26 protein-coding genes are annotated in these 24,396 nt (G+C 35.1%); 11 read left to right on the plus strand and 15 right to left on the minus strand.

Going from position 1 to position 24,396, the window contains the following annotated elements; translation table 11 throughout:
• Positions 1-21: 21 nt before the first annotated feature.
• Positions 22-576 (minus strand): helix-turn-helix domain-containing protein, encoded by a 555-nt coding sequence (locus tag QUF91_RS16880; RefSeq protein WP_289418662.1) that lies wholly within the window; start codon positions 574-576, stop codon positions 22-24.
• A gap of 117 nt (positions 577-693) precedes the next feature.
• On the opposite strand from QUF91_RS16880, the gene QUF91_RS16885 reads away from it, so the two are divergent.
• On the plus strand, positions 694-1,284 hold the full coding sequence (locus QUF91_RS16885) for a LysE family translocator (RefSeq protein WP_289418664.1): 591 nt from the start codon (positions 694-696) through the stop codon (positions 1,282-1,284).
• 78 nt (positions 1,285-1,362) lie between these two features.
• Here QUF91_RS16885 and QUF91_RS16890 read toward each other — a convergent pair whose 3' ends face one another.
• The 6 genes from QUF91_RS16890 to QUF91_RS16915 form a co-directional block, all read right to left on the minus strand.
• Positions 1,363-1,485 (minus strand): hypothetical protein, encoded by a 123-nt coding sequence (locus tag QUF91_RS16890; RefSeq protein ID WP_285398279.1) that lies wholly within the window; start codon positions 1,483-1,485, stop codon positions 1,363-1,365.
• 497 nt (positions 1,486-1,982) lie between these two features.
• Complete coding sequence (gene bioB, locus QUF91_RS16895; protein ID WP_289418667.1) at positions 1,983-2,978, minus strand: biotin synthase BioB; 996 nt, start codon at positions 2,976-2,978, stop codon at positions 1,983-1,985.
• A 191-nt stretch (positions 2,979-3,169) separates the two neighbouring features.
• The gene (locus QUF91_RS16900; RefSeq protein WP_285398277.1) at positions 3,170-3,760 is read right to left on the minus strand and encodes a biotin transporter BioY; all 591 of its coding nucleotides are present in this window, start codon (positions 3,758-3,760) and stop codon (positions 3,170-3,172) included.
• Positions 3,727-5,130, minus strand: a complete 1,404-nt coding sequence (bioA, locus tag QUF91_RS16905; RefSeq protein ID WP_289418668.1) for an adenosylmethionine--8-amino-7-oxononanoate transaminase — start codon at positions 5,128-5,130, stop codon at positions 3,727-3,729. Before bioA ends, QUF91_RS16900 begins: the two co-directional genes overlap by 34 nt.
• A complete protein-coding gene (bioD, locus tag QUF91_RS16910; RefSeq protein ID WP_285398275.1) occupies positions 5,111-5,815 on the minus strand; it encodes a dethiobiotin synthase in 705 nt (234 codons plus the stop codon). Before bioD ends, bioA begins: the two co-directional genes overlap by 20 nt.
• A gap of 273 nt (positions 5,816-6,088) precedes the next feature.
• Positions 6,089-6,226 (minus strand): hypothetical protein, encoded by a 138-nt coding sequence (locus QUF91_RS16915; RefSeq protein WP_289418669.1) that lies wholly within the window; start codon positions 6,224-6,226, stop codon positions 6,089-6,091.
• Between the two features lie 145 nt (positions 6,227-6,371).
• On the opposite strand from QUF91_RS16915, the gene QUF91_RS16920 reads away from it, so the two are divergent.
• Positions 6,372-6,836 carry a hypothetical protein gene (locus QUF91_RS16920; protein ID WP_285398272.1) on the plus strand — a complete coding sequence of 155 codons (465 nt, stop codon included), beginning with the start codon at positions 6,372-6,374 and terminating at the stop codon, positions 6,834-6,836.
• 177 nt (positions 6,837-7,013) lie between these two features.
• Here the strand turns inward: QUF91_RS16920 and QUF91_RS16925 are convergent, their stop codons facing one another.
• Complete coding sequence (locus QUF91_RS16925; RefSeq protein WP_289418671.1) at positions 7,014-7,547, minus strand: DUF3841 domain-containing protein; 534 nt, start codon at positions 7,545-7,547, stop codon at positions 7,014-7,016.
• Between the two features lie 72 nt (positions 7,548-7,619).
• Positions 7,620-7,763, minus strand: a complete 144-nt coding sequence (locus tag QUF91_RS16930) for a hypothetical protein (RefSeq protein ID WP_289418673.1) — start codon at positions 7,761-7,763, stop codon at positions 7,620-7,622.
• A gap of 460 nt (positions 7,764-8,223) precedes the next feature.
• Here QUF91_RS16930 and QUF91_RS16935 point away from each other — a divergent pair, with 460 nt between their 5' ends.
• From QUF91_RS16935 to QUF91_RS16945, 3 genes are read left to right on the plus strand one after another with little or no spacing between them, the layout of a single operon-like run.
• Positions 8,224-8,748, plus strand: a complete 525-nt coding sequence (locus QUF91_RS16935; protein WP_289418674.1) for a hypothetical protein — start codon at positions 8,224-8,226, stop codon at positions 8,746-8,748.
• 59 nt (positions 8,749-8,807) lie between these two features.
• Positions 8,808-9,506: an ABC transporter ATP-binding protein gene (locus QUF91_RS16940; RefSeq protein WP_289418675.1), complete on the plus strand. Its 699-nt coding sequence runs from the start codon at positions 8,808-8,810 to the stop codon at positions 9,504-9,506.
• The gene (locus QUF91_RS16945) at positions 9,499-10,614 is read left to right on the plus strand and encodes an ABC transporter permease (RefSeq protein WP_289418677.1); all 1,116 of its coding nucleotides are present in this window, start codon (positions 9,499-9,501) and stop codon (positions 10,612-10,614) included. Before QUF91_RS16940 ends, QUF91_RS16945 begins: the two co-directional genes overlap by 8 nt.
• Positions 10,615-11,055: 441 nt before the next feature.
• Here QUF91_RS16945 and QUF91_RS16950 read toward each other — a convergent pair whose 3' ends face one another.
• The 3 genes from QUF91_RS16950 to QUF91_RS16960 form a co-directional block, all read right to left on the minus strand.
• Positions 11,056-12,093: a beta-carotene 15,15'-monooxygenase gene (locus QUF91_RS16950; protein WP_289418679.1), complete on the minus strand. Its 1,038-nt coding sequence runs from the start codon at positions 12,091-12,093 to the stop codon at positions 11,056-11,058.
• 1 nt (position 12,094) lies between these two features.
• Positions 12,095-12,589 carry a MarR family winged helix-turn-helix transcriptional regulator gene (locus QUF91_RS16955; RefSeq protein WP_285398264.1) on the minus strand — a complete coding sequence of 165 codons (495 nt, stop codon included), beginning with the start codon at positions 12,587-12,589 and terminating at the stop codon, positions 12,095-12,097.
• A gap of 269 nt (positions 12,590-12,858) precedes the next feature.
• The gene (locus QUF91_RS16960; RefSeq protein WP_285398263.1) at positions 12,859-13,746 is read right to left on the minus strand and encodes an AraC family transcriptional regulator; all 888 of its coding nucleotides are present in this window, start codon (positions 13,744-13,746) and stop codon (positions 12,859-12,861) included.
• 109 nt (positions 13,747-13,855) lie between these two features.
• Between QUF91_RS16960 and QUF91_RS16965 the strand changes: the two genes are divergently transcribed.
• Both QUF91_RS16965 and QUF91_RS16970 read left to right on the plus strand, forming a co-directional pair.
• Positions 13,856-14,773, plus strand: a complete 918-nt coding sequence (locus tag QUF91_RS16965) for a DMT family transporter (RefSeq protein ID WP_285398262.1) — start codon at positions 13,856-13,858, stop codon at positions 14,771-14,773.
• 169 nt (positions 14,774-14,942) lie between these two features.
• Positions 14,943-15,989, plus strand: a complete 1,047-nt coding sequence (locus tag QUF91_RS16970; protein WP_285398261.1) for a Cj0069 family protein — start codon at positions 14,943-14,945, stop codon at positions 15,987-15,989.
• A 35-nt stretch (positions 15,990-16,024) separates the two neighbouring features.
• Here QUF91_RS16970 and QUF91_RS16975 read toward each other — a convergent pair whose 3' ends face one another.
• From QUF91_RS16975 to QUF91_RS16985, 3 genes are all read right to left on the minus strand, one after another.
• Complete coding sequence (locus QUF91_RS16975) at positions 16,025-16,657, minus strand: LysE family transporter (protein ID WP_285398260.1); 633 nt, start codon at positions 16,655-16,657, stop codon at positions 16,025-16,027.
• A gap of 597 nt (positions 16,658-17,254) precedes the next feature.
• The gene (locus tag QUF91_RS16980) at positions 17,255-17,518 is read right to left on the minus strand and encodes a LysM peptidoglycan-binding domain-containing protein (RefSeq protein ID WP_285398259.1); all 264 of its coding nucleotides are present in this window, start codon (positions 17,516-17,518) and stop codon (positions 17,255-17,257) included.
• A gap of 360 nt (positions 17,519-17,878) precedes the next feature.
• The gene (locus QUF91_RS16985; RefSeq protein ID WP_289418683.1) at positions 17,879-18,490 is read right to left on the minus strand and encodes a polysaccharide deacetylase family protein; all 612 of its coding nucleotides are present in this window, start codon (positions 18,488-18,490) and stop codon (positions 17,879-17,881) included.
• A gap of 225 nt (positions 18,491-18,715) precedes the next feature.
• Between QUF91_RS16985 and QUF91_RS16990 the strand changes: the two genes are divergently transcribed.
• The 4 genes from QUF91_RS16990 to QUF91_RS17005 all read left to right on the plus strand — a co-directional run bounded on the left by QUF91_RS16990 (position 18,716) and on the right by QUF91_RS17005 (position 24,346).
• Complete coding sequence (locus tag QUF91_RS16990; protein WP_289418685.1) at positions 18,716-19,702, plus strand: polysaccharide deacetylase family protein; 987 nt, start codon at positions 18,716-18,718, stop codon at positions 19,700-19,702.
• 233 nt (positions 19,703-19,935) lie between these two features.
• Complete coding sequence (locus QUF91_RS16995; RefSeq protein WP_289418687.1) at positions 19,936-21,897, plus strand: DUF3880 domain-containing protein; 1,962 nt, start codon at positions 19,936-19,938, stop codon at positions 21,895-21,897.
• A 28-nt stretch (positions 21,898-21,925) separates the two neighbouring features.
• Positions 21,926-23,113, plus strand: coding sequence for a DUF3880 domain-containing protein (locus tag QUF91_RS17000; protein ID WP_285398255.1), 1,188 nt, complete (start codon positions 21,926-21,928; stop codon positions 23,111-23,113).
• 42 nt (positions 23,114-23,155) lie between these two features.
• Positions 23,156-24,346 (plus strand): DUF3880 domain-containing protein, encoded by a 1,191-nt coding sequence (locus QUF91_RS17005; RefSeq protein WP_285398254.1) that lies wholly within the window; start codon positions 23,156-23,158, stop codon positions 24,344-24,346.
• The last annotated feature ends 50 nt before the right edge of the window (positions 24,347-24,396 follow it).

A 24,396-nucleotide genomic window follows, 5' to 3' on the forward strand; every position in this document is an offset into this window, starting at 1 on the left:
ACGCTTATACGGTTTTTTACATTATTCAGGATAATAGATGGTCATACTTACTCGTGTTAAAGTAGCGCCAGGATTCATATATGTGTGTGGACGGTCGGCTTTAAATCTAATAGAGTCTCCGCTTTTTAATTTAAATTCTTCTTCATTAACACAAATTGTTAAGTCACCATCAAAAACAGTGATAAACTCTTCGGTTCCCTCTTTATGAGCTTCAGCACTTAATTTTCCTTCCCTTTCAATCTCTACCGTGTATATTTCAAAGCGGCTATCCTCTTGAATAGGGAAATATGGATATACTCTATATCTTCCATTATCCTCAGACAACATCTGAACATCTTCTCTAACAATAATCTCAGTATCAGGCTGTGGATTATTAATAAGAGTAGTAAAAGAAACCTTTAGCCCATTCGCTATTTTCCAAATAGTAGTAAGAGTTGGACTGGACTCGCCTCTTTCAATTTGTCCTATCATCGTTTTACTTACACCGCACAATTGAGAAACCTTCTCTAAACTTAATTTTTCCTTCTCTCGAATAGCTTTTAAATTTCTAGCAAAAATAAGATGAATTTCTTCCATTTAAATATCACCTCTTCAGAATGTACAATATAACGACCATTATGTATAATAAAAAGACCGACGTTATATTGTTTATTTCGGACATTATAACATACAAATTCAAAGGGGGTCGGAAAAATGCCTTTTCTTTCTTTTTTAGTATTCGTTATGATTACTAGCTTCACACCAGGTCCTAACAATATTATGGCAATGGCATTTGCCAACAAACATGGCTTATCAAGTACTTTTCCATTTTGTTTAGGGGTTGGGATTGGTTTTTTGACGATTACTGGCTTGAGTAGCTTATTTAATATTGTCCTTACAAATATCATGCCAACGATCGAATTTCCGTTAACCATTCTTAGTGTTGGCTACATGTTATATTTGGCTATTAAAATACTAACGAGCAAAGAGGATAATAATGATAAAGAAGAGGAAAATAAGCGAAATTTATTTTTAGTCGGCGTATTCTTACAATTCGTCAACCCTAAAGGTATTTTGTTTGGCATTACAGTAGTAGCGACCTATATTCTTCCCTATTATTCTTCCTATGTCAGCTACTTTCTTTTTTCTTTATTTTTAGGAATGGTCGGTATAATGAGTACATTCAGTTGGGCGCTATTTGGTTCAGCTTTTCAAAAAATTTTACAACAGTATCGCCAATCGTTTAATGTCGTGATGGCTCTTTTATTAGTGTACAGTGCTATTTCAATTCTCGTTCATTCATAAGATTAATAGCACAACGTAAAAAGCACCCCTCTTCGTGCGCTATAGCGTCGAAAAGGGGGGCTTCGTTCAAATCTGAAATTATTTTGTATATGTTAAAACGGCATTTTTCTTAAATTTTGCTAAAGCTTGTGTTGCCTCATTTTTGTTTGCATACTCAAAAATCCGAACGTCCTTTTTATCAAATACTGTAATAACCCACATCATAAAATCTCCCTTCCAATTTGTTTTTGTAATATAACAACCACCGAATACTGTGATACTTTTTCTAAACTGTTTTATAACAATTCCTTACTTGATTCTTATTTTACGCCAATTTTTTAAAAAATAAAGCCTTATGTGAATCCCTTCACAAACTGTTCAATTTCAAAACGCTTTCATTGAACAATTTGTGAAAACCTAAATTTTCAAGGCATAAATACAATCTTTATATCGTTTCGATATTGTCTATACGCCACTTGGGATACCCTTGCTATCTGTCGTTCAGGGTACTCTCTCCCTTTCTTATCCGTCCCATACAAAAAAGCCGTATGTACGCCTTTTCCACGACGCACATACGACTTTTCAATTTCGATGATAATTAAGTAGTAGTAGTAGATTTTTTATTCCATACAGTGAGACTTTAATCAGTGGGGTTTTCTTCATCTCCCACTGCAAATCGGGCAGTTACTCTCGCCCGTAATGCTTGGATAAGTTTTTACTTAGCAGAATGCTTCTTCTTGCTTCGCTGATAATTCAATTTCAAAGCCTAAATCCTCAAGCATACGATAATCACTGTTTGCTTCTTGGCCTTCTGTTGTTAAGTAATCCCCAACAAAGATACTGTTTGCTGCATATAGACCTATAGGCTGAAGTGACCCAAGATTGACTTCACGCCCACCAGAAATACGAATTTCTTTTGTTGGGTTAATATAACGGAACAACGCTAAAACCTTTAAACAATAGCGTGGATTTAATTCCTTTGTCCCTTCCAGTTTCGTGCCGTCAATCGCATTTAAGAAGTTGACAGGGATAGAATCCGCGTCTAATTGATGAAGTGCACGAGCAATATTCACGACATCCTCTTTTGTTTCCTTCATACCGATAATGGCACCTGAACAAGGCGATATTCCATGCTTTTTCGCAATTTCAACCGTATTAACACGATCTTCATACGTATGGGAAGTAGTAATATAGGAGTGATGTCGTTCAGATGTATTTAAATTATGGTTGTAACGGTCTACCCCCGCTTCTTTTAATTGCTGTGCCTGTTCTTCTTTTAATAAGCCAAGACAAGCACATACTTTTAAGCCATACTTTTCTTTAATTTCTGTAACAGCTTCACTTACTACATTGACATCCTTTCGAGTTGGCCCACGACCACTCGCCACGATACAATAAGTACCAATTTTATTGTCAAATGCTCGTTTTGCCCCCGCTAAAATTTCCTCTTTCGTAATGAATGGATATTTGTCAATCGGAGCTGTTGATTTAGATGACTGTGAACAATAGCCACAATCCTCCGGGCAATAACCACTCTTAGCATTCATAATCATATTTAATTTTACTTTTTTCCCATAATAGTGCTTACGAATAGCAAAGGCACCATCCATTACCTTCAATAGCTCATCATCATCACTATTTAAAATAGCAAGAGCCTCCTCATTGCTAATGATCTTCCCCTCAATAACTTCCTCTGCTAACTGTAACCAATTCATTAGACATTCTCCCTCTCTACGTGAACAATTATTTATCAATTATGCCTCGGCATAATTGCGTCCAGAATCGGCTTTGTGCTTGCACAAAGAACTCCTTTCCGATTCCTTGACATCCGCCGGAGGCTTAACTTCTTTCAGCGGATGTTTGGACACCCACTGAAAAATAGCTTCAACCCGCATTTATCTCACACCTATAGAGGTGGGATACTTTTGCTGAAAGAAGTTAAAGCCCTTGCTGAATAAAATACTTTGTAAAGTCGCTCAGCCAGTAGTGCAGAAGCTATCGCTAAGCAAAAATCTGCAACAATACTGTTTAAAAAGCCAACTAAGAAAATATGTGACCAGCTAGTTTCCATGTGTAACCAGAAATTCAAAGACACATATAAATATGGAACGGCCACCGCGTAAATAACGATAAGCCCTACAATATTTGCACCGATAAAATGTTTTTTCGTTGGAGTATCCACTCTTTCAATTATGAAACCAATTACTAAAGCTGCCAGTGCAAAACCAATAAGGTAACCAAATGTTGGTTGCAGTACATAGGTGATACCTCCACCTTGTGTAAAAACTGGCAAACCAACTAAACCAACGCCTATGTAGACGAGCTGACTTTGAAATCCATTGCGACTGCCAAGTAAGCAACCAGCTAAAAAAACAAAGACAATTTGTAGTGTAAAGGGCACTACAGGTAGCGGTATTTTAATAAATGCTCCGATTGCGGTTAAAGCGGCAAACATCGCAATCATTACAAGTGACAATGTTGATTGTCGTTTGAACAACTTACTCCCTCCCACTCCTCAAAAAATTGCACAATCGTCTCTTTTGTTGTATCAATCATAAAGCGCATTTCATCATCAGATATAATGTATGGCGGCATAAAATACAATATATTGCCAAGAGGGCGTATCAGTAAGCCTTTCGCTAAAGCACGTTTATATATTTGATAACCGATACGTTCCTCACTCGGAAGTGGCTCCTTTGTTTCACGATTGGCGACTAGTTCAATGGCGCCAACTAGCCCTAGCTGTCGATATTCACCAACAAACGGCAATTGTTCAAATGCCTGCATAGCTAGCTTTCGCATACGCTCACCCTTGTTTTGTACAATGTCAATAACACGTTCCTCTTCAAACATTGTCAAAACTTCTAGGGCTACTCGACATGCTAATGTATTACCGGAATAGCTATGAGAGTGTAAAAACGCTTTCATCGTGCCGTAATCATCATAAAAAGCGTTGTAAACATCATCAGTCGTTAACACAGCGGATAGTGGCAAATACCCTCCCGTTAAACCTTTTGACAAGCACATAAAATCTGGTGCAATACCCGCTTGCTCACAGGCAAATAATGTACCTGTTCGTCCAAAACCAACTGCAATTTCATCTGCAATTAAATGAATATCGTATTTTGTACAAAGCTCTCGTAATCGCTTCAAATAGATGGCAGGATACATTTTCATGCCAGCTGCTGCTTGAATAAGTGGCTCAATAATAACAGCTGTAATTTCTTCATGGTGCTGACTAAGCTCTTCTTCAACAAATTGTATACATTGAGCTTGACAGCTTTCAGGCTTCTCCTTAAAAGGACATCGGAAGCAATCTGGCCCTTGTGCACGTATGGTATCCAATAAAAGTGGCTGATACACTTCGTTATACAACCCTACTCCTCCAACAGATAAGGCACCAATTGTTTCACCGTGATAGGCATCCGTTAAGGCTAAAAAACGCTTTTTCATTGTTTTTCCAGTCTGCATATGATACTGAAAACTCATTTTTAGTGCGACTTCTATAGCTGATGAGCCGTTGTCTGCAAAAAATACTTTATTTAAACCGTCTGGCGTTAAGGCTACTAATTTTTCTGCCACCTTAATTGCAGGTTCATGTGAAAAATTCGCAAAAATAGCATGTTCTAATGTAAATGCTTGATCGCTTAATGCTTGACTAATTCGAGGATTTGCATGTCCAAATAAATTAACCCACCAAGAAGATACAGCATCTAAATAGCGATGATTATTTTCATCGTAAAGCCAAACACCTTGTCCTTTTTTAAGGACAATAGGCGGAAATTGCTCATAATCCTTCATTTGTGAGCAAGGATGCCAGACATGCTGTAAATCTCTCTTCTGCAATTCAGTTAATGCTTGTTTCATATTTGACCAACCTTTCAAACAAAGATGTACGTGAAATGGAATAGTCAACAACATGTGAAATATCTTGAAGCTTAGGAATTGTTGCATATGGCAAATCATGATGTTGTAGAATCGTTTTCACATTATCTTGTTCCATCTTACTGCCTGTGTCTCCATTAAATACAATGCCAAGAACCTCAACATTTCGAGTATGTAAAGCTTCAAGAGTTAGCAATGTGTGGTTAATTGTTCCTAGTGTTGTTCGTGTGACAATAACAACGGGAAGCTTACTTTGAACGATTACATCAAGGAGCGTATTTTCTCCAAAAGTATCTAATGGAACAAAAAGTCCCCCTGCTCCTTCACAAATTACGACATCGTATGATTGCTGTAACTTCTGAATTTGCTGTAATAAATGCTCCACATTAATTTGCTGGCCCTCCAGTTGCGCAGCAAAATGTGGTGATGCGGCTTCCTTAAACGAATAGCCATTTAAATTTTCTGGCTCCAGTCTTTGTAATGAATACTTTTCATACATTGCTGTATCGTAGTAATAGCAATGCCCATTCTCATGTACCTCACCAGTTTGTACAGGCTTATAAGGCGTGACTTGTAGATCCTGCTGTTGTAATTGGCGCATCAGTAATGTGGTGATAACTGTTTTACCGACATCTGTATCTGTCCCAACAACCCAAAAATGTTGCATCGTTAACCTCCCCCTCTCTTTAAGTTAACTGTTTACATTTTTAAAGTTAACACATTTATTTTTATTTTGTAAATGCTATTTCCACATTTCTTCATAAACAGCTCTATTCTTTACAAAAAAAAGAGAATTTTGCGATAAATCAATAACTTTTTTCATCAGCAAAAGACACTAGATCGTTACCTTGAGATAAAATCTAGTGCCATTTTATTAAAAAACTATTATGTCAATGATATTAAGCTGTCAATTTAAATATAGTATGGATCTTCGGCAAAACTAGGGATTGATTTCCGTTCCGGCTGGGCGTTTTGTAGCTGACGCTTTGCTTTCGCTACAGAAAACATTTGTAGTTGCTGTCGCTACGCTTTCGCACAGAAAAAACAATTGCTGACGCTTCGTTTTCGCACAGAGCAAAGCTTCCTGTGGGCGTCCGATGAGCCGCTTCGCTAGCGGTCCAGGGTCTCATCTATTATTAGCATCACTATATTTCCGAATATTATCAAAAATTAAAAGGATTTTACTGTTTGTTCGTAGTATTAAACTAGATGGGGGTGGCTGTATGTTTGGTATTTTCAAAGAATCAGAAAAGATTATAGATACTTATGAGCATGTTAGTTTTATTTTAAAATCCTTACTCACATACGAGCTTAGAGACTTACCGATTCGTTATGAATTTTGGTATCGCGTGGCTATTCGTCAAGAAGAATTACGATCGTTAAATACTGAGCATCGAAGAAAAATTACGATGACTACAGCAGTAGGACGCTTTCACCAAACGCAATATGAGGTAACGAAACAAAAATTGGCAAAGCTTGAGCGTCTCGCAGATATATATAAATCGTTTTGTATCGAGGAAGAACGAGATGCATTAAACCATCGACTCCACTTCCATAAAGAAGCGATTACCGAACTCTATGAGCATGTTCAAAATAAAGAGCTATATACGTATTGTGATTCAGTACAGCAACAATTTTGGGATGCAGTCAGCGAAGATATATTAAATGCAATTGCCCACCTAGATTAGTAGATGGGCAATTGCTAGGTCTATCCTTTTTTCTTTGAGCCTTCCTTTATTCATCTGTACGAGTCAATATAACTATAGGCTTCTCTTCTATCCAAAAACGATTACTTCCTCTTACATATCAAAATAAAAGCAAGCTCTTTCATACTTGCTGCATGTTATATAGTCTGTCCTATTGTTTTAAATTCTTAAATTAAGTTTTTTTGAAGTGAAATATTTTACTGCAACTACTTTTTCAACAGAAATTTTACCTGTTGTACCTTGTAGACACAATTCTTCCGATTCATTTTCATAAAAATTGGTTTTTAACCAATCAAAATCAAATATCTTCTCCCAATCAGACATATCAACATTTCTATTATATTTATAGACTCTAGGTAGGATGATGTCATTATCGAAACTTCCACTATTTAAAGGAACATGCCAAGCTTCAAAATCAGATAAAAGTACGTCTTTATCATCAAGCTCTATCGTTAGTAATACGAATTTTTTACGTGCAACATCTGAAAATCGGAATCTATAAAATTCAGGAATTTCCGTCCAAAGCCAAACGGGATATTCACCTTTGTAATTCGCCAATCGTTTAGACATTTGTTCCATCATCCATTGATAATGCTCTGAATACAAACCGTATTCATTATTACCTTCCATATACCCTTGCTTCATGAATTTTTCCCATATTCTGCGTGGATGAATTGAGTAATATAAAGTCATAAAAAAACTCCTTTTATTTATCCCATATATGAGTCACTTTACTAAAAACCCCACCCCTTGTCACCCAACCATTCATGAATGTGATCCACGGACAGCATGAATTTTATGTGTAACATATCTACCTTTCACACGACAAAATACAACATCATCCATCGAATGCTCCGTTTCTTCAACTACAGGTGTTACTGGCTGATTACTTTTTAGCAAAGGTAGCATACTATTGCCACCTTCTTTGTATCGTTCAACTGACTGACCTTTACGAAATAAATCGGCTATAAGAGTCCTTCAGTTCTTGCGACTTACTGTATTTAATCCAATTTATTCAAAATCATTTTCAAGTAATAGTTGATGTATGTTCATCCAAATCCACCCTTATTCTAATAATACTATTTGAATTAGTTAAGTTTATAATTCGACTGTTTTTATCCAATAGTAGTTGAATTTGTTTTTCCAATTCATCATTTACTTTGTCAATTTCATTTGGTAAAGCTTTTAAACTGGAAATTTCGCTTGAGTAGCTCCTAAAGATTAATTCACTGTTAGCCGCTTTCCATTCTTCTTAATTCACTATTTTTGGTCTATCTCTATAATCTTTTTTAATACAATTGTTTTAATTAAAAACTTACGGTACTTTAATTAATATAACTCTGTATTAATTAAAGTCTGGAGGTTTTTTATGATTGCTTGGATTATTACTGCGGAAATTGCCTTTTGGATTGTTATTATTCTAGGGCTTATTTGCAGATATGTTTTGAAAATGCCGAAACTGAGCATTTTATTTTTTGCATTAACACCTGTTATAGATTTATTACTTGTCATCCTCACTGCGATGGATTTAAAAGCAGGGACCCCCGCTTCTATATCTCACGGAATAGCGGCCATCTATATTGGTGTCTCCATAGCATACGGTAAAACGATGATTGCATGGGCAGATGAAAAATTCCAACAATGGTTTTTAAAATCTGGCTATAAAAAAGAGCCAATGACTGGAATGACAAAAGGTAAGCATGAAATGAAAATGCTTGGACAGCATATTGTTGCCTTCATCATTGGTGCTGGATTATTGTATGCTATGTCACTTTTTGTTGGTTCAAATTCTGATACATCTTCCTTATTTCAAGTAATGAAAGTTTGGGGTATCGTACTTGCAATTGATGCCGCAATTAGCATTTCATACGTGATATTCCCAAAAAAGAAATAACTCAAAATTTGAAACATTACTCCTCTTTATTCGTAAATATATAAAAGGAGAGGAAGTTAATGACAATAGATATTAACATACATACAGGTGGCTATGTAGAAGAAGAAAATGTTATTGCAGACATTCAATTTCAAGTAAATAGCGGTGAGCTTGTTGGATTAATCGGTTCAAATGGGGCAGGTAAGAGTACAACCTTGCAGGCAATGATGGGTGTCTTACCAATTATGGATGGGCAAGTCTCGATAGGAACTTACGGCTACATACCAGAAAGACCAATTTTATATGAGTATTTTACATTATGGGAGCATATTGATTTTTACATGCGTGTTGCAGGTAAAGAGGCTTCTTTAACAGATCGTGCGCAAGAATTACTAAATATTTTCAAATTAGACCATAAGCTACATGATTATCCAACAACGTTTTCCAAAGGTATGCAACAAAAAGTGATGCTGATTTTAGCATTTCTTGACAATCATTCTTCTTATATTTTAGATGAACCTTTTATGGGGCTAGATCCACAGGCAATGCGTAAGCTCTTAACGATTTTAGATGAATTAAAAGCACAAGGCGCCGCAATTTTAATGAGTACACATGCACTCGATACGGCAGAAAAAATATGTGATCGTTTCATACTAATTGATCGTGGGCGAATTATACAGCAAGGTACACTCACATCGTTACGCTTAACGATGAAACAGGACAAAGCATCTCTTCTCGATATTTTCGATACATTACTTGAGGAAAATCACCATGACTAGTTTATTTCAGCAACGAAGAAAAATAGAGCGCTCTAATAATTTTAAGCTACTAGCAAGCGTTATCGATTGGACAGTCGCCTTATATATTGTTGTGCCGACTCTTGTGATTGGCTTTTTCCTTTATAAAGACTTTATCTTAACTATAAGTACATCGTGGGTCGTACATATTCCGCTAGCTTTCTTAATTGTTCTGTTATTTATTATTACACGTATTGAAACTATTCGAACTTATTCGCAGCGAGCTGATCGTCTTTTTTTAATCCAAAACCGAAAACAAATGATAAAGTTAAAACAAGCTGGTCTTTATTGGACATTTAGTAAGCATCTCCTCATACTCGTTTCTGCCATTGCTTTATTAGCGCCCATTTTTATAATCGTTCATCATGTAACGATATTGGAATTACTTATTTTATTACTGCTGCTATTTACAACTAATTTTTTCAATGCACTTGTACAATTAAAACTTCGTCGATGGCAGCAGCTTTTAAGTAAAATTGTGATGTGTATTCTCGGCACAGTTTTCTTTTTGTATGTGCCAAATAGTATTACTGCACTTTTGTATCTACTTCTTCTTGTCTATTGCACAAACTATTATTATAGACATTTTATTTATAGCACGAAATATTTTGATCAGCAGGTGGAGCTCGATCAGGCAGCGTTTTATAAATGGCAAAGTCTTTTATTTCAAATAGCTCCTGAGCTTAAAAGTCAGTTAGCACCAAAATTGAAAAAGCCTCGCCTACTTTGGAAAAATTCAAAGCGCATGTTTCGACGTTCTGATTATTTTATAGAGGAACTAGTATGCAAAACGATGCTACGCCAAAAACAGTATCGCTTTGGCTATCTTCGTTTTTTAGTGATGGGGATCGGGCTTACCATCATTGTTCCGACTTGGGGTAAATTTATCATAATTGGAATGCTTTATTTTACTTTACGTAGCGTTATGCAATCGATAATCCAGCAAATTATAGAGCACAAAATTTGGTCAATCTTTCAAATATCCAATGAACAAATTCATACAGCTAGAAGTCGATTAATGAAGGGGTTTGTAGATTTCCCATTATTGTGTGTTCTTGTTATCCTAGTTATTTTTAGTCTTGTAAATTAAAGCTCATCACAATAACCCGGGGTTAATTTCCGTTCCGACTAGATATAAATAAACTATATTTTAACAAATATCATCCCGACTTTTGGTGACGAGTCCTAAAATAAACGAAGCTTGGATATAACTAGCTGATAAAAGAGAAATCGATGCTGTTTCGATTTCTCTTTTACTATGTTTGACCTTTAATGAGCTATAGTTTTGAGATTTATCGAGAACTTTTGATTGTTTATCGACTAACTTTTTCGATTTATCGACCAACTTTTTTTATTTATCACCCAACTTTCGAAAAATATCGACATCTACCTTCATGAAACACTATCTGACCGCACTTTTGAGGCAAAATTTAAATATTTAACATCAAAAAAGCGTGAGAAATCAACGTTTTCAAATTGATTTCTCACGCTTTTTAAGGTTTTGGCCAGTTTTGTCCCAACCACCATTTTATTATCTATTATTTTCCATTCCTTGTAAAAGCATATTTCTAAATTCCTGAGCCTGGTCAGCTTTAATGGCAACTTTGTTATAACGTTTTTTAAGTCCAAGCATGAAAGTTACTTCCACAGGTTCTTTCATCTTTAAAATAAACTGTGGATAGGCCTCGCCAAAATCACGTGCTACAAAATCAATTGTATCCTTCGATAATTTCCCTTCCAATTGGTCCTTATCCTCAATAAGCTCTTCAATTTGTTCAAAGCGAATTTCTGCACGTTTCATCAAACCTAACGACAAATACAGCTTATCAGATGTTACATAGACGGGATTTAAACGAATTGCCTGCATATCTGCAATAAAAAATATAACAGAGTATACATTAAAAATAAGCAATAGAATTGAAAGAACCATCGATTTCTCATGTAGCCACCAATGAATCCCAATTGTTTCAATGGCTATTCCATGGATGATCATAATTTGAAAAGCAATATAGCTCGAATTTTTATGTAAGGTTAATCCCGGACGCTCTTTTCTCTTCCAGCTTGCAAAACCGTAGTAAAGAACTAAAAAGTCTGTGCAAAGCATTTGAACAATAAGATGCTTTGGGGCATGTTTATCAACTGCTTGTGGAAATGTGAACATGTCTGGTAAAGTATTTGATCGTACATCCGCTAGAATTCTCGGCATGTAGCGAACAAGAGTTGAAACTAGTAATATTTCTAATAAAATAATCGAACCTTCAATGGCAAATCCAACCCACGTTACCGCAACAAAAGGTTGCAAATATTCTATCGGAATAATAAAACGCGCTGCAATACAACCAGTCGCTGCTAATAGTACCGCTTGTTTTACAGAAAACTTTCCTTTATACAACATGAATAGAACAGGCATAACGAGAAGAAAATCAATTAAAGAGCCTATAACAACTCCATTTGTTTCAAATGGTAAAATTGATAAACCAGGCCCAGTGTTATAAAGCATGTAATTGCTGGCAAGTACCACTAACAAAAAAGCTAGCCATAAATTTTGCTTTTTCTTTAAAGCAATCATATTAAATCTCTCCCTTTTTCAAATGTTGATCGTTTAACTCATCGATAATACCTTCCTTAATTACAATCTGATTTAGTTTCTGAATAATTTTCTTTAATTCCACGACCTCACTTAAATCGAGCTTAGAATAATATTTAGAGATAATAAATCGTTTTATTTCTTCCTCTCGTTCAAAATACTTAGTGCCTAAAGTATCTAGACTTACAAATATTTCACGTCGGTTTTCAGGATTAATACGCCGAGTGACATATTGCTGTTCTTCAAGTTTACTAACCAATTGACCGACAGCACTTGAAGTAATATTCAAATAACTTGCAATCTGTCCTATCGTCACTTGGCTATTTTTTTCAATAAAATCTAATAAAATTATTTGCTTAGGCGATAAATCATCAGTCACTAAATTCTGGTGTAACTTAATGAAATGACTATCCATCGAATAAATGGCATCATTTATCTCCTGCACAAGGTTATATAGAAATTCCTCATCCTTTTTCATTAACAACCCAATCCTTTAAGTGAAATTAATAGTAAAGTTTGCTTTACTATTAATTTCACTTTACTACATTTGGTTATTGCTGTAAATAACGTAAGCATTAAAGACTCTATCCTTTCCCCAATAATTTTCAATATTTTTTCACAAATTGGGATTTGATTCTCTTTTCGCGGGTATTCACTTGCTTCGCGCGGATATTTGCTTCTCCTCCGCGGGCATTCTCTTACTTCGCGCGGATATTGATCTCTCTTCCACGGATATTCTATGCACTACTATCTTTTTTCAATAAACTTTTGTCTATAGACACGCGGCGAGTATCCCGTGTATTCCTTAAACTTCTCGATGTAATAGCTAACTGTACTAAAACCTGTTGTTGCAGCAATTGTCGTGATTGATTGCTCGCTATCACGTAATAGTTCCATGCTTTTGCGAAGGCGGTAATGTAATAAGTATGTGAATGGGGTCATACCGACCATTTTTTTAAAGAAGCGACTGCATTCTTCCCGACTTAAAAAAACATGTGTAGCTAAATTTTCTAACGATACCTTCTCTTGATAATGAGTATGTAAATAATTAAGCATATCTTTCGCTCGCTCATGTTGGACAATAATTGCTGGGTCCAGTATTTCTTCCGTTAACATCGATTGTGACAAAATCGTTTCCCAAATTACTAATAGCTCTCTCCATACTTTTAGCTCATAAAAGATGGCCTTCTCTTGTAGCAATTTTGCTATAACTTCTACTTTTTGTGCCAATTGTCCTGAAAGCTTTACATAAGGCAATCTATTGTTTGCTATGTATGGCAGTACATATTTAGTAGCAAAAATACTCCCCTCATGTCCACCTAAGAGTAATGGATTCACATTCACACAGAGGGTTTTTGCTTGAGCTATATGGTAAGGCTTTGCTTCATGTAACCCTGATGCATTGACAAATAGTCCCTCCCCCTCCTCAACTACAAAGACATCTGCTCCTATACGGTATTCCACACGCCCACTTTTCACATAGACAAATTGAATTTCCTTATGCCAATGTAACGGTATAAAATCTAAACTTTCTAATCGCAGGACAGTCTCGTATAGTGCAACTGGGAATTCCCTCGTCCCATGTAACGTCAGTTCTTGTAAATCCTTCGCAATTTTAATATGTGTTAACGCCACACTTCATCCACCTCAATATATTGATATTTTCAAACATTTAAATCGATATTACTTGTACTTAACTTTCCTTATAATCATCCTATATTGATAGTTTAGGAGATGTTTTCAGATGAATCAATCAGTACAAAAAAATCGTACTCGCGGTTTTATTCTAGTCATTCTAGGGGCAAGTTTTTGGGGGATTGGCGGAACCGTCGCGCAAAAGCTTTTTCAACAGGAAAATATTGAGGTTGGATGGCTCGTTTCTAGTCGACTTCTTTTAGCAGGCCTATTACTAATTGCTGCCTATAAATTTACACATCGTAAGGAATCTATTTTTGTGATGTGGCGTACGAGGCAAAATGCTTTTAGACAAATTTTATTTAGTTTACTCGGAATGCTTGCGGTTCAATATACTTATATGATGTCAATTTCTCTAGGCAATTCCGCAGTGGCTACATTATTACAATATTTAGCACCACTCTTCATAATGGCCTATTATTTCATAACAAAGCACAGTCAATTGACAAGGCAAGATGGCATAGCTGTAACTCTGACACTTGTTGGTACTTTTTTATTACTAACAAACGGCTCGTTATCCACACTTTCTGTTCCATCGATGGCCGTGTTTTGGGGGATTTTATCTGGTCTTTCAGCTGCTTTTTATACATTATATGCCGTATCACTATTACAACAGTTTCACTCATTACTTGTTGTAGGTTGGTCAATGCTTATTGGCGGAATTGTGATGAGCTTTTTCCATCAACCTTGGCAAATTGACATGACAAATTGGGCATTTTCAACAATCACTTATTTTCTTTTTATCGTTATTTTCGGGACAATGCTCGCATTTTGGTTTTATATTGCAAGTTTGAAGTATTTATCGCCAAAAGAAACAAGTTTACTCGGCAGCCTAGAACCCCTTACAGCTGTTATAACAAGTGTGTTTTGGCTTAAAATTGACTTTGGTGGTTTTCAGTTTATTGGAACCTTGCTTATTTTATGTATGATTTTATATCTCACTGTTTTTCAGAAAAAACACTCTTAGAAAGATTTTGTTAAATTTGGATTATTCCAAAAACAATAGTCATTAATTCCTATAACAGCTCATAAAAACTATAAATCTATACATAAAATTTACTTATTTTATATATCTTTTTTCCTTGTCTGTCCAGTATACTGAAATTATCATCAATCATTTTAAAGGGGTATTTTTTATGGATAAAAAAGTTATTTTTTTCGAGGTTCGTGGCGGCACAGATAAGGGTCCTGATGGCTATCGACAAGATACAATGCCAATGGTGAATGCGCTAAAACAACGTGGACAAGATGCAGAAGTCATTTTCTTTGATGTTACAAAAAAAGAGGAAATTTATCATTACGTCAAAGAGCATGGTATTGCCTATGTATCACGTATAAATCCAGGAAACTTACAGCATGAGGAAGAATATTTTGAGATGTTACGCGAGCTATGTAATGCGGGTATCATCGGTATGCCTCATCCAGATGCGATGATTGGCTATGGCTCTAAAGATGTATTATCAAAGCTGTCTTCTACGAATTTAGTACCCGATGATACATTTGCTTATTATACGATTGAAGCATTTAAAGCCCAATTCCCTACCTCTCTCGCTATTAACGAACGTGTTCTAAAGCAAAATCGTGGTTCAACAGGCGAAGGTATATGGCGAGTTAAATTGGTTGAACCTCTTGCTGAAGGCATCACAGAAGTGCCCCTTGATGCGGAGATTAAATGTACAGAGGCAAAAGATAATCACGTGGAATATTGGAAACTTGGGGATTTCATGACGTTCTGTGAACAGTACATTACAGGTCCAAATGGCATGCTAATTGATATGCGCTTCCTTCCTCGTATTACTGAAGGTGAAATCCGCTTATTTATGTTACGTGATAAACCAGTTCACGTAGTTCATAAAAAACCAGCAGATTCCGAGGACGCATTTAGTGCAACATTATTTTCAGGCGCTCAATACCGTTATGATACACCGGAAGACTGGGAAGAACTTGTTCAAAACTTTTTAACCCAACTACCTCTCGTAACTAGTTTACTAGGCAATTATGACTTACCACTTATATGGACAGCTGATTTCATGTTAGATACGAACGAAACTGGCGAAGATTGCTATATTTTAGGAGAAATGAATTGTTCATGTGTAGGCTTCACTTCTGAACTCTCTTTAGCACATCAAGTAGCAGAAGAAATTTTGGCTTGTCTCAATGAAAATATCGATATTTCAGCATAAAATGAAAAAGTGCGATCTTTTTGGGATCGCACTTTTTATATATAGACTTTGATGGCCTGTATAAATTCATAAATAAAATACCCTGCAAAGCCAATTAATAATACGCCCGCTACTATTGTAAACGACTTTATCACCTTACGACTCATCGCTTTGCGGGTAACTGAAACAATGGTCATCAAGCCTAGATCATGTAACAATATGCCACTCAGAACCCCTGCCGCAATTACTAAGAAGCTATCTGACTCTCCCTGCCCATATGATTTGGCTAGTACGACACCGAAAACATTTACCCAAAAAACTAGATTTCCAGGCGAAATTGCTACTAGTAAACCATTACGATAAGAAGTAAAAAACGATTTTGTCCCTTTCTCTCCTGCCAGCGTAATATCATGATCAGCATTTTTTATAGAATCCAGACCTAAAAGAAATAAGAAACCAGCCCCTATAAGCCACATAGGAATTTGAATAATAGGCATTGCTAAAATGGATGCTAGTCCCATATACAAAGCAAAAACCAATACAACATCAATTGTCATGCCACCAAGCCCTACAGCCCAACCATGCATAAAGCCATTTTTTAGTCCTTGCTTTGTCATTTCAACTGTAATGGCTCCAACAGGCATAGCAATCGCAAGTCCTACCAATACATACGCTACATATAAACTCAAACCAACACTTCTTTTCTGTAATCAGATAAGTTTCATACGTCCGTTTATAGTTGTATTATAGCATAAAAATACAAAAATAGAACATTATACTAATATTTATTCATTTCCATGCAATTACTTTATTATTCTATGATGTTATCGGGAAACCTATACCTATTGCTATTTAAGTTTTTTTGAGGCCTATCTGAGCATTTTCGTCTACTAAAAGATTTCACGTGAACATTATTCTTTTTCACTTACAGCCTTTACATAAAGATTTTTAGAGTGAGAGTGCTGTTGATGTCACAAAAGAATATGGAACTGGGTGAAGTTCGGTTTATAAGGTATTGAAGGAAAATAGTTAATCTATATTACCTATTCTATGAGGAACCGTACCAAAAATAGGTGCGGTTTTTGTGTAAAATCCTATTTCCCTTCTTCAAATGTTTATATATCTAAAATAGCAGTGGACTAAAATTAATCATAGTAAATAAATTTTGCAGGCGTGTTGATTGGGAAAAAATAGGTTCATTATTGAGCGGTAAAAGGATTTTTTTGTTACTATTTTTCAGATATATTTCCATTTTAACCAATTGGCGGTTTGTGGCAATAATTGCATTATCCAATCGCCCTGCTTTCAGCTAACATGATACCAAATAATACAGGAAAAGGAATTTCATATTTTATTGAACAATTTCTGATAGGTGTTACCCAATTTAAAATCCGTTCATCTTCTATTATATCTGGAGAGAGAATTATATCATCTATTTCAGGAATTTCTTCCTCTTTTAGTACTTGATCAATAAAAATGGTATCAGAAAAAAGTTGGTTAAGCTCTTTCAGCTGACTGAATTTGACTCCAAATCTTTCTGATATGCCCATAAAGTATCTCCTTTTTTCACAACGTAATGTTTATATTTTCGATTAGATCATTCTGCTTTGTTCCTCAGCTCTCAGGCAAAAAATAATAATCTCACTTTAAAACTGTAAATGTCAAAATAACAATGTACATTTTTGCTAGTCTAAGCATGTACACTTTCGCTGATTAACTACTTTTCTATACAAGTGCGTGAATAATTACAACTTGACACGGAGCCTCTACTCGCACGATTCGATAGCCTAGAACCCAGCTATCCGAACAAGGCTATCATGCTCGCCTCTCCCTGTAAAGTTGTAATATACAAAGGAAATCAAAAATGTACTTGGTTAAACTAGCATTTTTGTACATATTTATTTCAACGTTTATAAAAACAATAACATTTCATTAATCGTTACAATTTTATAATTCATATCCAAAGCTTTTTCAATCATATATGGAAGGGCCTTAAGGGACGATTCGGTTGGGTGCATCAAAATGATGGAGCCATTCTTAATATTAGGGACAATTTTATCAATAATCTCATTTTGGTTTTCAATTTTCCAATCCATTGTATCCAGTGACCATAAGACAGTAACCATCTCAAGACGTGTGGCTATTTCAAGAACTCTCGTATCGAAATATCCATATGGTGGAGTAAAGTATTTAGGCTTAACCCCTAATAGCTCATTGATTATTTCATTGGTTTTAGTAATCTCCATATGAATTTCATCTACTGATAGTGTTTTCATATCCTTGTGAGAATAAGAGTGATTCCCAATCTCATGATTTGAATCTTTAATCATCAGTGCCAATTCAAGATTCTGTTCAATCCACCTTCCTTCGAGAAAAAAAGTAAGGCAAATATCCCTTTTCTTTAGTAATTCTAATAATTTTATTAGATATTCATTTCCCCAAGCTACATTTACGATAAAAGTAATGTTTGGAATGATTTCGTTCCCATGATAGATAGGCATCAAGGATTTTTTATTATTCATATCGTTTTCTCCTTGCTATTGTGATTCTTTAATGTATGTAAAAACAAATAAAAAGATTGTTTATATATCCTACTATTACTCAAACAAAGTTCTAATAATGAAACCCATTTACATTGCGCTGGGCCATCATCTTATACAGCTTTCTAATTAATACATACGATATTTTTGAGGCACTTTGTTATATCAATTTTAAAAATCAGACTAACAGTTGGTGAAAAAAGAAGAATGAACGTACAGAAAATCGATATTTATGTTGACGGCCATCCGATCCAAAGCAATTACTGTGAAAGTAAAGGATATATGATGGTTCCAGCCTTATTCTTTAAGCATACGTATGCCTTAGTAGACTATGATGGAGAAAAACGATCAATAAAACTGGAAAAAAATGATATCAAAATAACCTTCTTTAAAGATCAATTTGTGGTCTTAATAGAAAAAGGAAATCAACTAAAAAATGAAACTTTGAAGATTTCGCCTATTGAGATTAATGAAGAAATCTTCATACCGTTTCAATTTGTTACTCAAATACTTAAAATGTCCATTTTGGGGTGTTCAACGGGAGGATCAATCAATTTAAGGACCAATAATTCTGTAAAAAGTAATGAAACAGTTTTTTATAAAGGTCAGAAAAATAAAAAAATGGCCGCTCTAACCTTTGATGATGGACCAGATGATATTTATACACCTCAAATATTAGATATCCTTGAAGAAAAAAAAGTCAAAGCAACCTTCTTTGTGGTTGGTCAACAAGTTAGGTGGCAACCTGAAATCTTTAAAAGAATTCTTCGAGAAGGTCATGAAATCGGTAATCATAGTTGGAGCCATCCTAACTTTATAGAGCTAACAACATCGGAGCTGGAAAATGAAATTAAATCCACCGAAACAGAAATTCGTTCACATACAGGAAAATCTACAACACTTTTTCGTCCCCCATATGGTTTTATTACGAATTCGGACATTCAAATCATTAATGAATTAGGTTATAAGATCATCATGTGGTCAGTAGATACGCTTGATTGGTCTGGTTTAACAAATGAGGAGATTATGTCGATTGTAAATAGGGATTTAACAGAGGGGGCCATTATATTACAGCATTCCTTTAAAAATATAACAGGCAGGCTCGATGGAACCGTTAAGGCTTTGCCTGAAATTATTGATAAGTTAATAAGAGAAGGTTATGAAATTGTCACGATACCAATGTTACTAGACTAATATTTTAACAGGTGTGTTGATTAACCATTTTTATACATTCGAATTAATTCGAATAGGCTGGTTTCTCTACGGGCTACTCGCTTTCCTGTGGGAGTCGAGTAGCCCTACGCTACAATCAGTTAAAATGGAAATATATCAACAAAATGGTAACAAAAAAATCCTTTTATCGCTTTTTCCTAATCAACACGCCTTATATTTTAATTATCTTTTTCCAACTAAAGAGGAGTGTACTTATGCGCATTTTATTCTTAGAAAGCCATCCAATGTGGATTCATGGATTACCAAATGGATTTATGGATGCGGGGCATGAAGTGAAAATTTCCGGTCCATTGGACGGTCTGGATATTCCTAATCTTATTTCAGAATTTCGACCAGATTTAATCATTACAATGGGATGGGGTCCTGAAAACTCAACGATAGGAAAGCAAAAAAAAATATATGAAAGCACGATAAATGTTAATATTCCTCATGTTTATTGGGCAACAGAAGATCCAACATCCACGGAAATATTTACTGTTCCTTATATTAGCAGAGCCCATCCGGATTTTGTGTTCACGATTTGCCGGGACAGGGTCGATTATTACAGAAGTTTAGGAATCCCTTCGGAGCATTTAGATTTTGGATATCACCCTAAAGTTCATTCTCCGGTAGAGTTTGATCCCCAATATTATTCACCAGTTAGTATTGTTGCGAATGGATATCCAAGAAAACTTTCTTATTTTCCAAATCATTTTCGTCACCAATCAATGAAAAATTTAATTAAACCGTTGATTGAAAATAATATTCAAATAAATTTTTACGGGAATCATTGGGATAATATGGGACCTCTTTTGGGGGTAGAAATCCCAAAAGAATGGATTCGTGGCTATATTGATTACACAATTGCAAATAAAATTTATAGTTCTTCTGATATCATCATTGGCTTGCAAAATCTGCCTACACAACTGACACAGCGAACATATGAAGTACTGGGATCAGGAGGATTTTTGTTAACAAACAGCACCCCTGAAGTCTTGCGGCTCTTTAAATCTGGAAGAGAATTAATAACATCATCATCACCTGAAGAAACAATTGAATTAGTAAATTATTTCCTTCAACACACTAAAGAAAGGGAGAAAATCCAGAAGTATGGCATTGAAACGGTAAACAAACACTCTTATAAAGCAAGAGCCCAATATATGCTAGAAGTTTTAGAGAAAAGTGGAATCTTTAACAAAAGGAAAAGTACCTACAGTTTAAGAATTGAAAGAAAAGTCTACCAACAGGGTAATTTTGAAATCTATAACATTAAAAATGGGGATACTTTTTATCAAATTTCAAAAGAGTTTGGGGTAACAATTGATCAGTTAAAGCATTTAAATGACTTAACCTCAGATATAATCGAAACCGGTCTCCCTTTGAAAATAAGATTAGCTGAAAATAAAGTGAATAAATACGATTATTATACAATTTGTCATGGAGAATCGTTGGGAAAGATCTCAAAGGAGTTTGGTATTTCAGTCGAAGAACTAATAAAAGAAAATGAATTAACATCAGATTTTATCTATGCTGGCCAACTCTTAAAGATTGATAAAAAGTATATCAAATCAAAAAAGTTACCCTCTGTTCTCCTTTCTAAAGGTTTAAAGGATGACAAAATGATTTCCTTAACATTTGATGCTGGCGATAGTGCAGAAAATACTGAAGCTATTTTAGATGTTTTAAAAAAACATAATATACAAACAACCATGTTTTTAACCGGGGCCTGGGTAGAAAAATTTCCTCATTTTGCGAAAAGAATTGTTTCAGATGGACACGAAATTGCAAATCATTCATATAGTCATCCAGATCTAACGAAGTATTCCAAAAATGAAATCCTATCAGAATTAACACGCACATCTTCGTGTATTGAAAAAGTTCTTGGGATAAAGGGTAGCCCTTTATTCCGCCCACCATTTGGTTATTGGAATAAAATCCTCCTAGAAGCTGCAGGTCAAATCGATATTCCTTTTACAATTTATTGGAGCATAGATACTCTGGATTGGCAAGAACCAACTGCAGATACGATTTTTAGTCGGATTTTTTCAAAGCTTACAGGTAATGACATTGTACTTGCACATTTAAATGGAAAACCTACAGCAGCTGCAATGGATCTCGTCATACCAGAACTAAAAAAACAAGGATATCAGTTAGTAAAAGTAAGTGAAATGCTATGAAACTAAGTTTTTACAGGAAGTGGATATTATGCGTGTATTGTTTCTAGAAAGTGATCCGATGTGGATTTACGGACTTCCAAACGGTTTTTGTGATGCTGGGCATACCGTCATGGTTTCGGGTCCTCTGACTAAAGACAGCATCATGGATATGATATCAAACTTTCAGCCGGACTTAATTTTCACGATGGGACATACAGCAGAACATACAGAAGAAAAACAAAAGATGATTCGAGAGTGTGTCCCATCCACAAATATTCCTCATGTCTATTGGTCTACAGAAGATCCAGGTTATACATTCATCTTTTCCCTGCCTCTAATTCAGACCATTGAACCCGACTTTGTGTTTACCATTTGTCCCTCCAGAGTAGATTTCTATCGAGAGAAAAACATTCCTTCGGCACACTTGGATTTTGGATATCATTCAAGTGTTCATTCCCCTGTGGAAGTTAATGAAAAACATAAGGCTCAGATTGCAATTGTTGCGAACGGTTATCCAATGCTATATAAAAAAAGCCCTGATCACTACCGGTTTAAAGCGCTTCGGTCACTTCTCAGTCCATTTCTGGATGAAAATATAAGAATTGATTTCTGGGGTCGCTACTGGGATCAAATGGAGCATATCCTTGGAAAGAAGATTCCCAATGACTGGATTCACGGGTTTCTTCCATATACCGAGGCAAATAAAGTGTACAGTTCAGCAGAAATTATTTTAGGTATACAAAATCATGATACGCAATTAACACAGCGCACGTATGAAGTGCTGGGGTCAGGTGGTTTTTTACTTACAAATGATACATCTGAAATTAGGAGATTATTTTCCACAGGTAAAGATCTTATCGTAAGTCATTCCTCTAAAGAAACGATTGAACTTGTAAAATACTATTTAAGTCATCCTGAAGAACGTAATAAAGTAAAGAAAGCAGGTATGGAAACCATAAAAAAATACTCTTATGAGCAGCGAGCTAATTATATTATTGAAACACTCATCGATGCTGGTATTCTTTCAAAAAGTGCGAAAAGCTCTGGAGAAGGAAAATTGGTTCATTATGTGGATACATTAAGAGAAAACTACGAAATTTATATTATTGAGCCAAATGATACTTTATCGAGTATATCAAGAAAGTTTGGAGTAAGCATTGAAGAAATTAAGCATTTAAATTGCCTTAAATCAGATACAATTGAGGTTAATCATTTTTTAAAAATAAAAAAGAAATAATTAAATTGTAAACTCTTTTTAGATAATAATAGAGGTGAAACAATGCGTATTCTCTTTTTAGAAAGCGGAGAAATTTGGACTAATAGTTTAGCAAGAGGGTTTCAGGCGGAAGGGCATGATATTCTTATTTCAGGGTCTATAAATAATGAAAATCTATCCAAGATGATTGAAGATTTTAATCCTGATTTTGCTATTACTATCGGTTGGGGAAAGGAGCATACAAAAGATAAGCAAGAGATAATTCGAAAACAGATGGTATCACACAAAATTCCGTTGGTTTATTGGGCTGTCGAAGACCCAGCTTATACAGATGTTTGGTCGATTCCTTTAGTAAATACTATTAAACCTGACTTTATTTTCACATTATGCCCCGATAATGTAGAAACCTATAAACAATTAGGAATACCTTCTGACCATTTAGATTTCGGTTATGAAGAAACGATACACCATCCAACTAATATTCATCCTGAATATGAATCAGATATTGCTATAGTTGCAAATGCATATCCAGATATTTTAGACAAATATCCAGAACATTACCGCCACAGATCTTTGGATATTTTAATTAAACCACTTCTTATGAAGAATATTCGTATTGATTTTTGGGGGAACAATTGGGACAAAATGGCTGATTATTTTGGCTTTGATATACCCAATGAATGGATTCATGGTTTTCTAAATTATAATGATGCAAATAAAGTGTACAGCTCCGCAAAAATTTTATTAGGTTTACAAAATTATCCTGATTTACTGACGCAGCGGACCTATGAAATTTTAGGATCCGGCGGCTTTCTAATGACAGTAGATACACCTGGAGTAAGAAAAAATTTTATACCAGGTAAAGATTTGGTTGTCTCTTTATCGCCAGAAGAAACCGTACAGAAAATTATATACTTCCTTAATCATTCCAAAAAAAGATCACAAATTCAAATACAAGGACGAAAAACTGTTCAAGGCCACTCATATAAAGCCAGAGCAAAACAAATGATAAAAACATTAATTAACAATAACATTCTAAAAACTAGTTTTTATCCAACCAAAGAAAAAGGTGAAATTTTATATTATAGGCCACTGGATGATTACGAAACCTATAAGGTTAATAAGGGAGATACTTTGTATAGAATATCCAGTGAATTTAATGTTTCAATTAAGGATTTAAAAACTTTAAATGGGTTAACATCTGATTTGATTTTTGAGGATCAGATACTAAAAATAAGAAAAAGGATTGTTTAAATCGCATTTAGAAGTCATACGATGAAGCGTATCATAAGAAACTTTAAAAT

It is taken from the genome of Lysinibacillus sp. G4S2, from assembly GCF_030348505.1.
Taxonomy (GTDB): domain Bacteria; phylum Bacillota; class Bacilli; order Bacillales_A; family Planococcaceae; genus Lysinibacillus.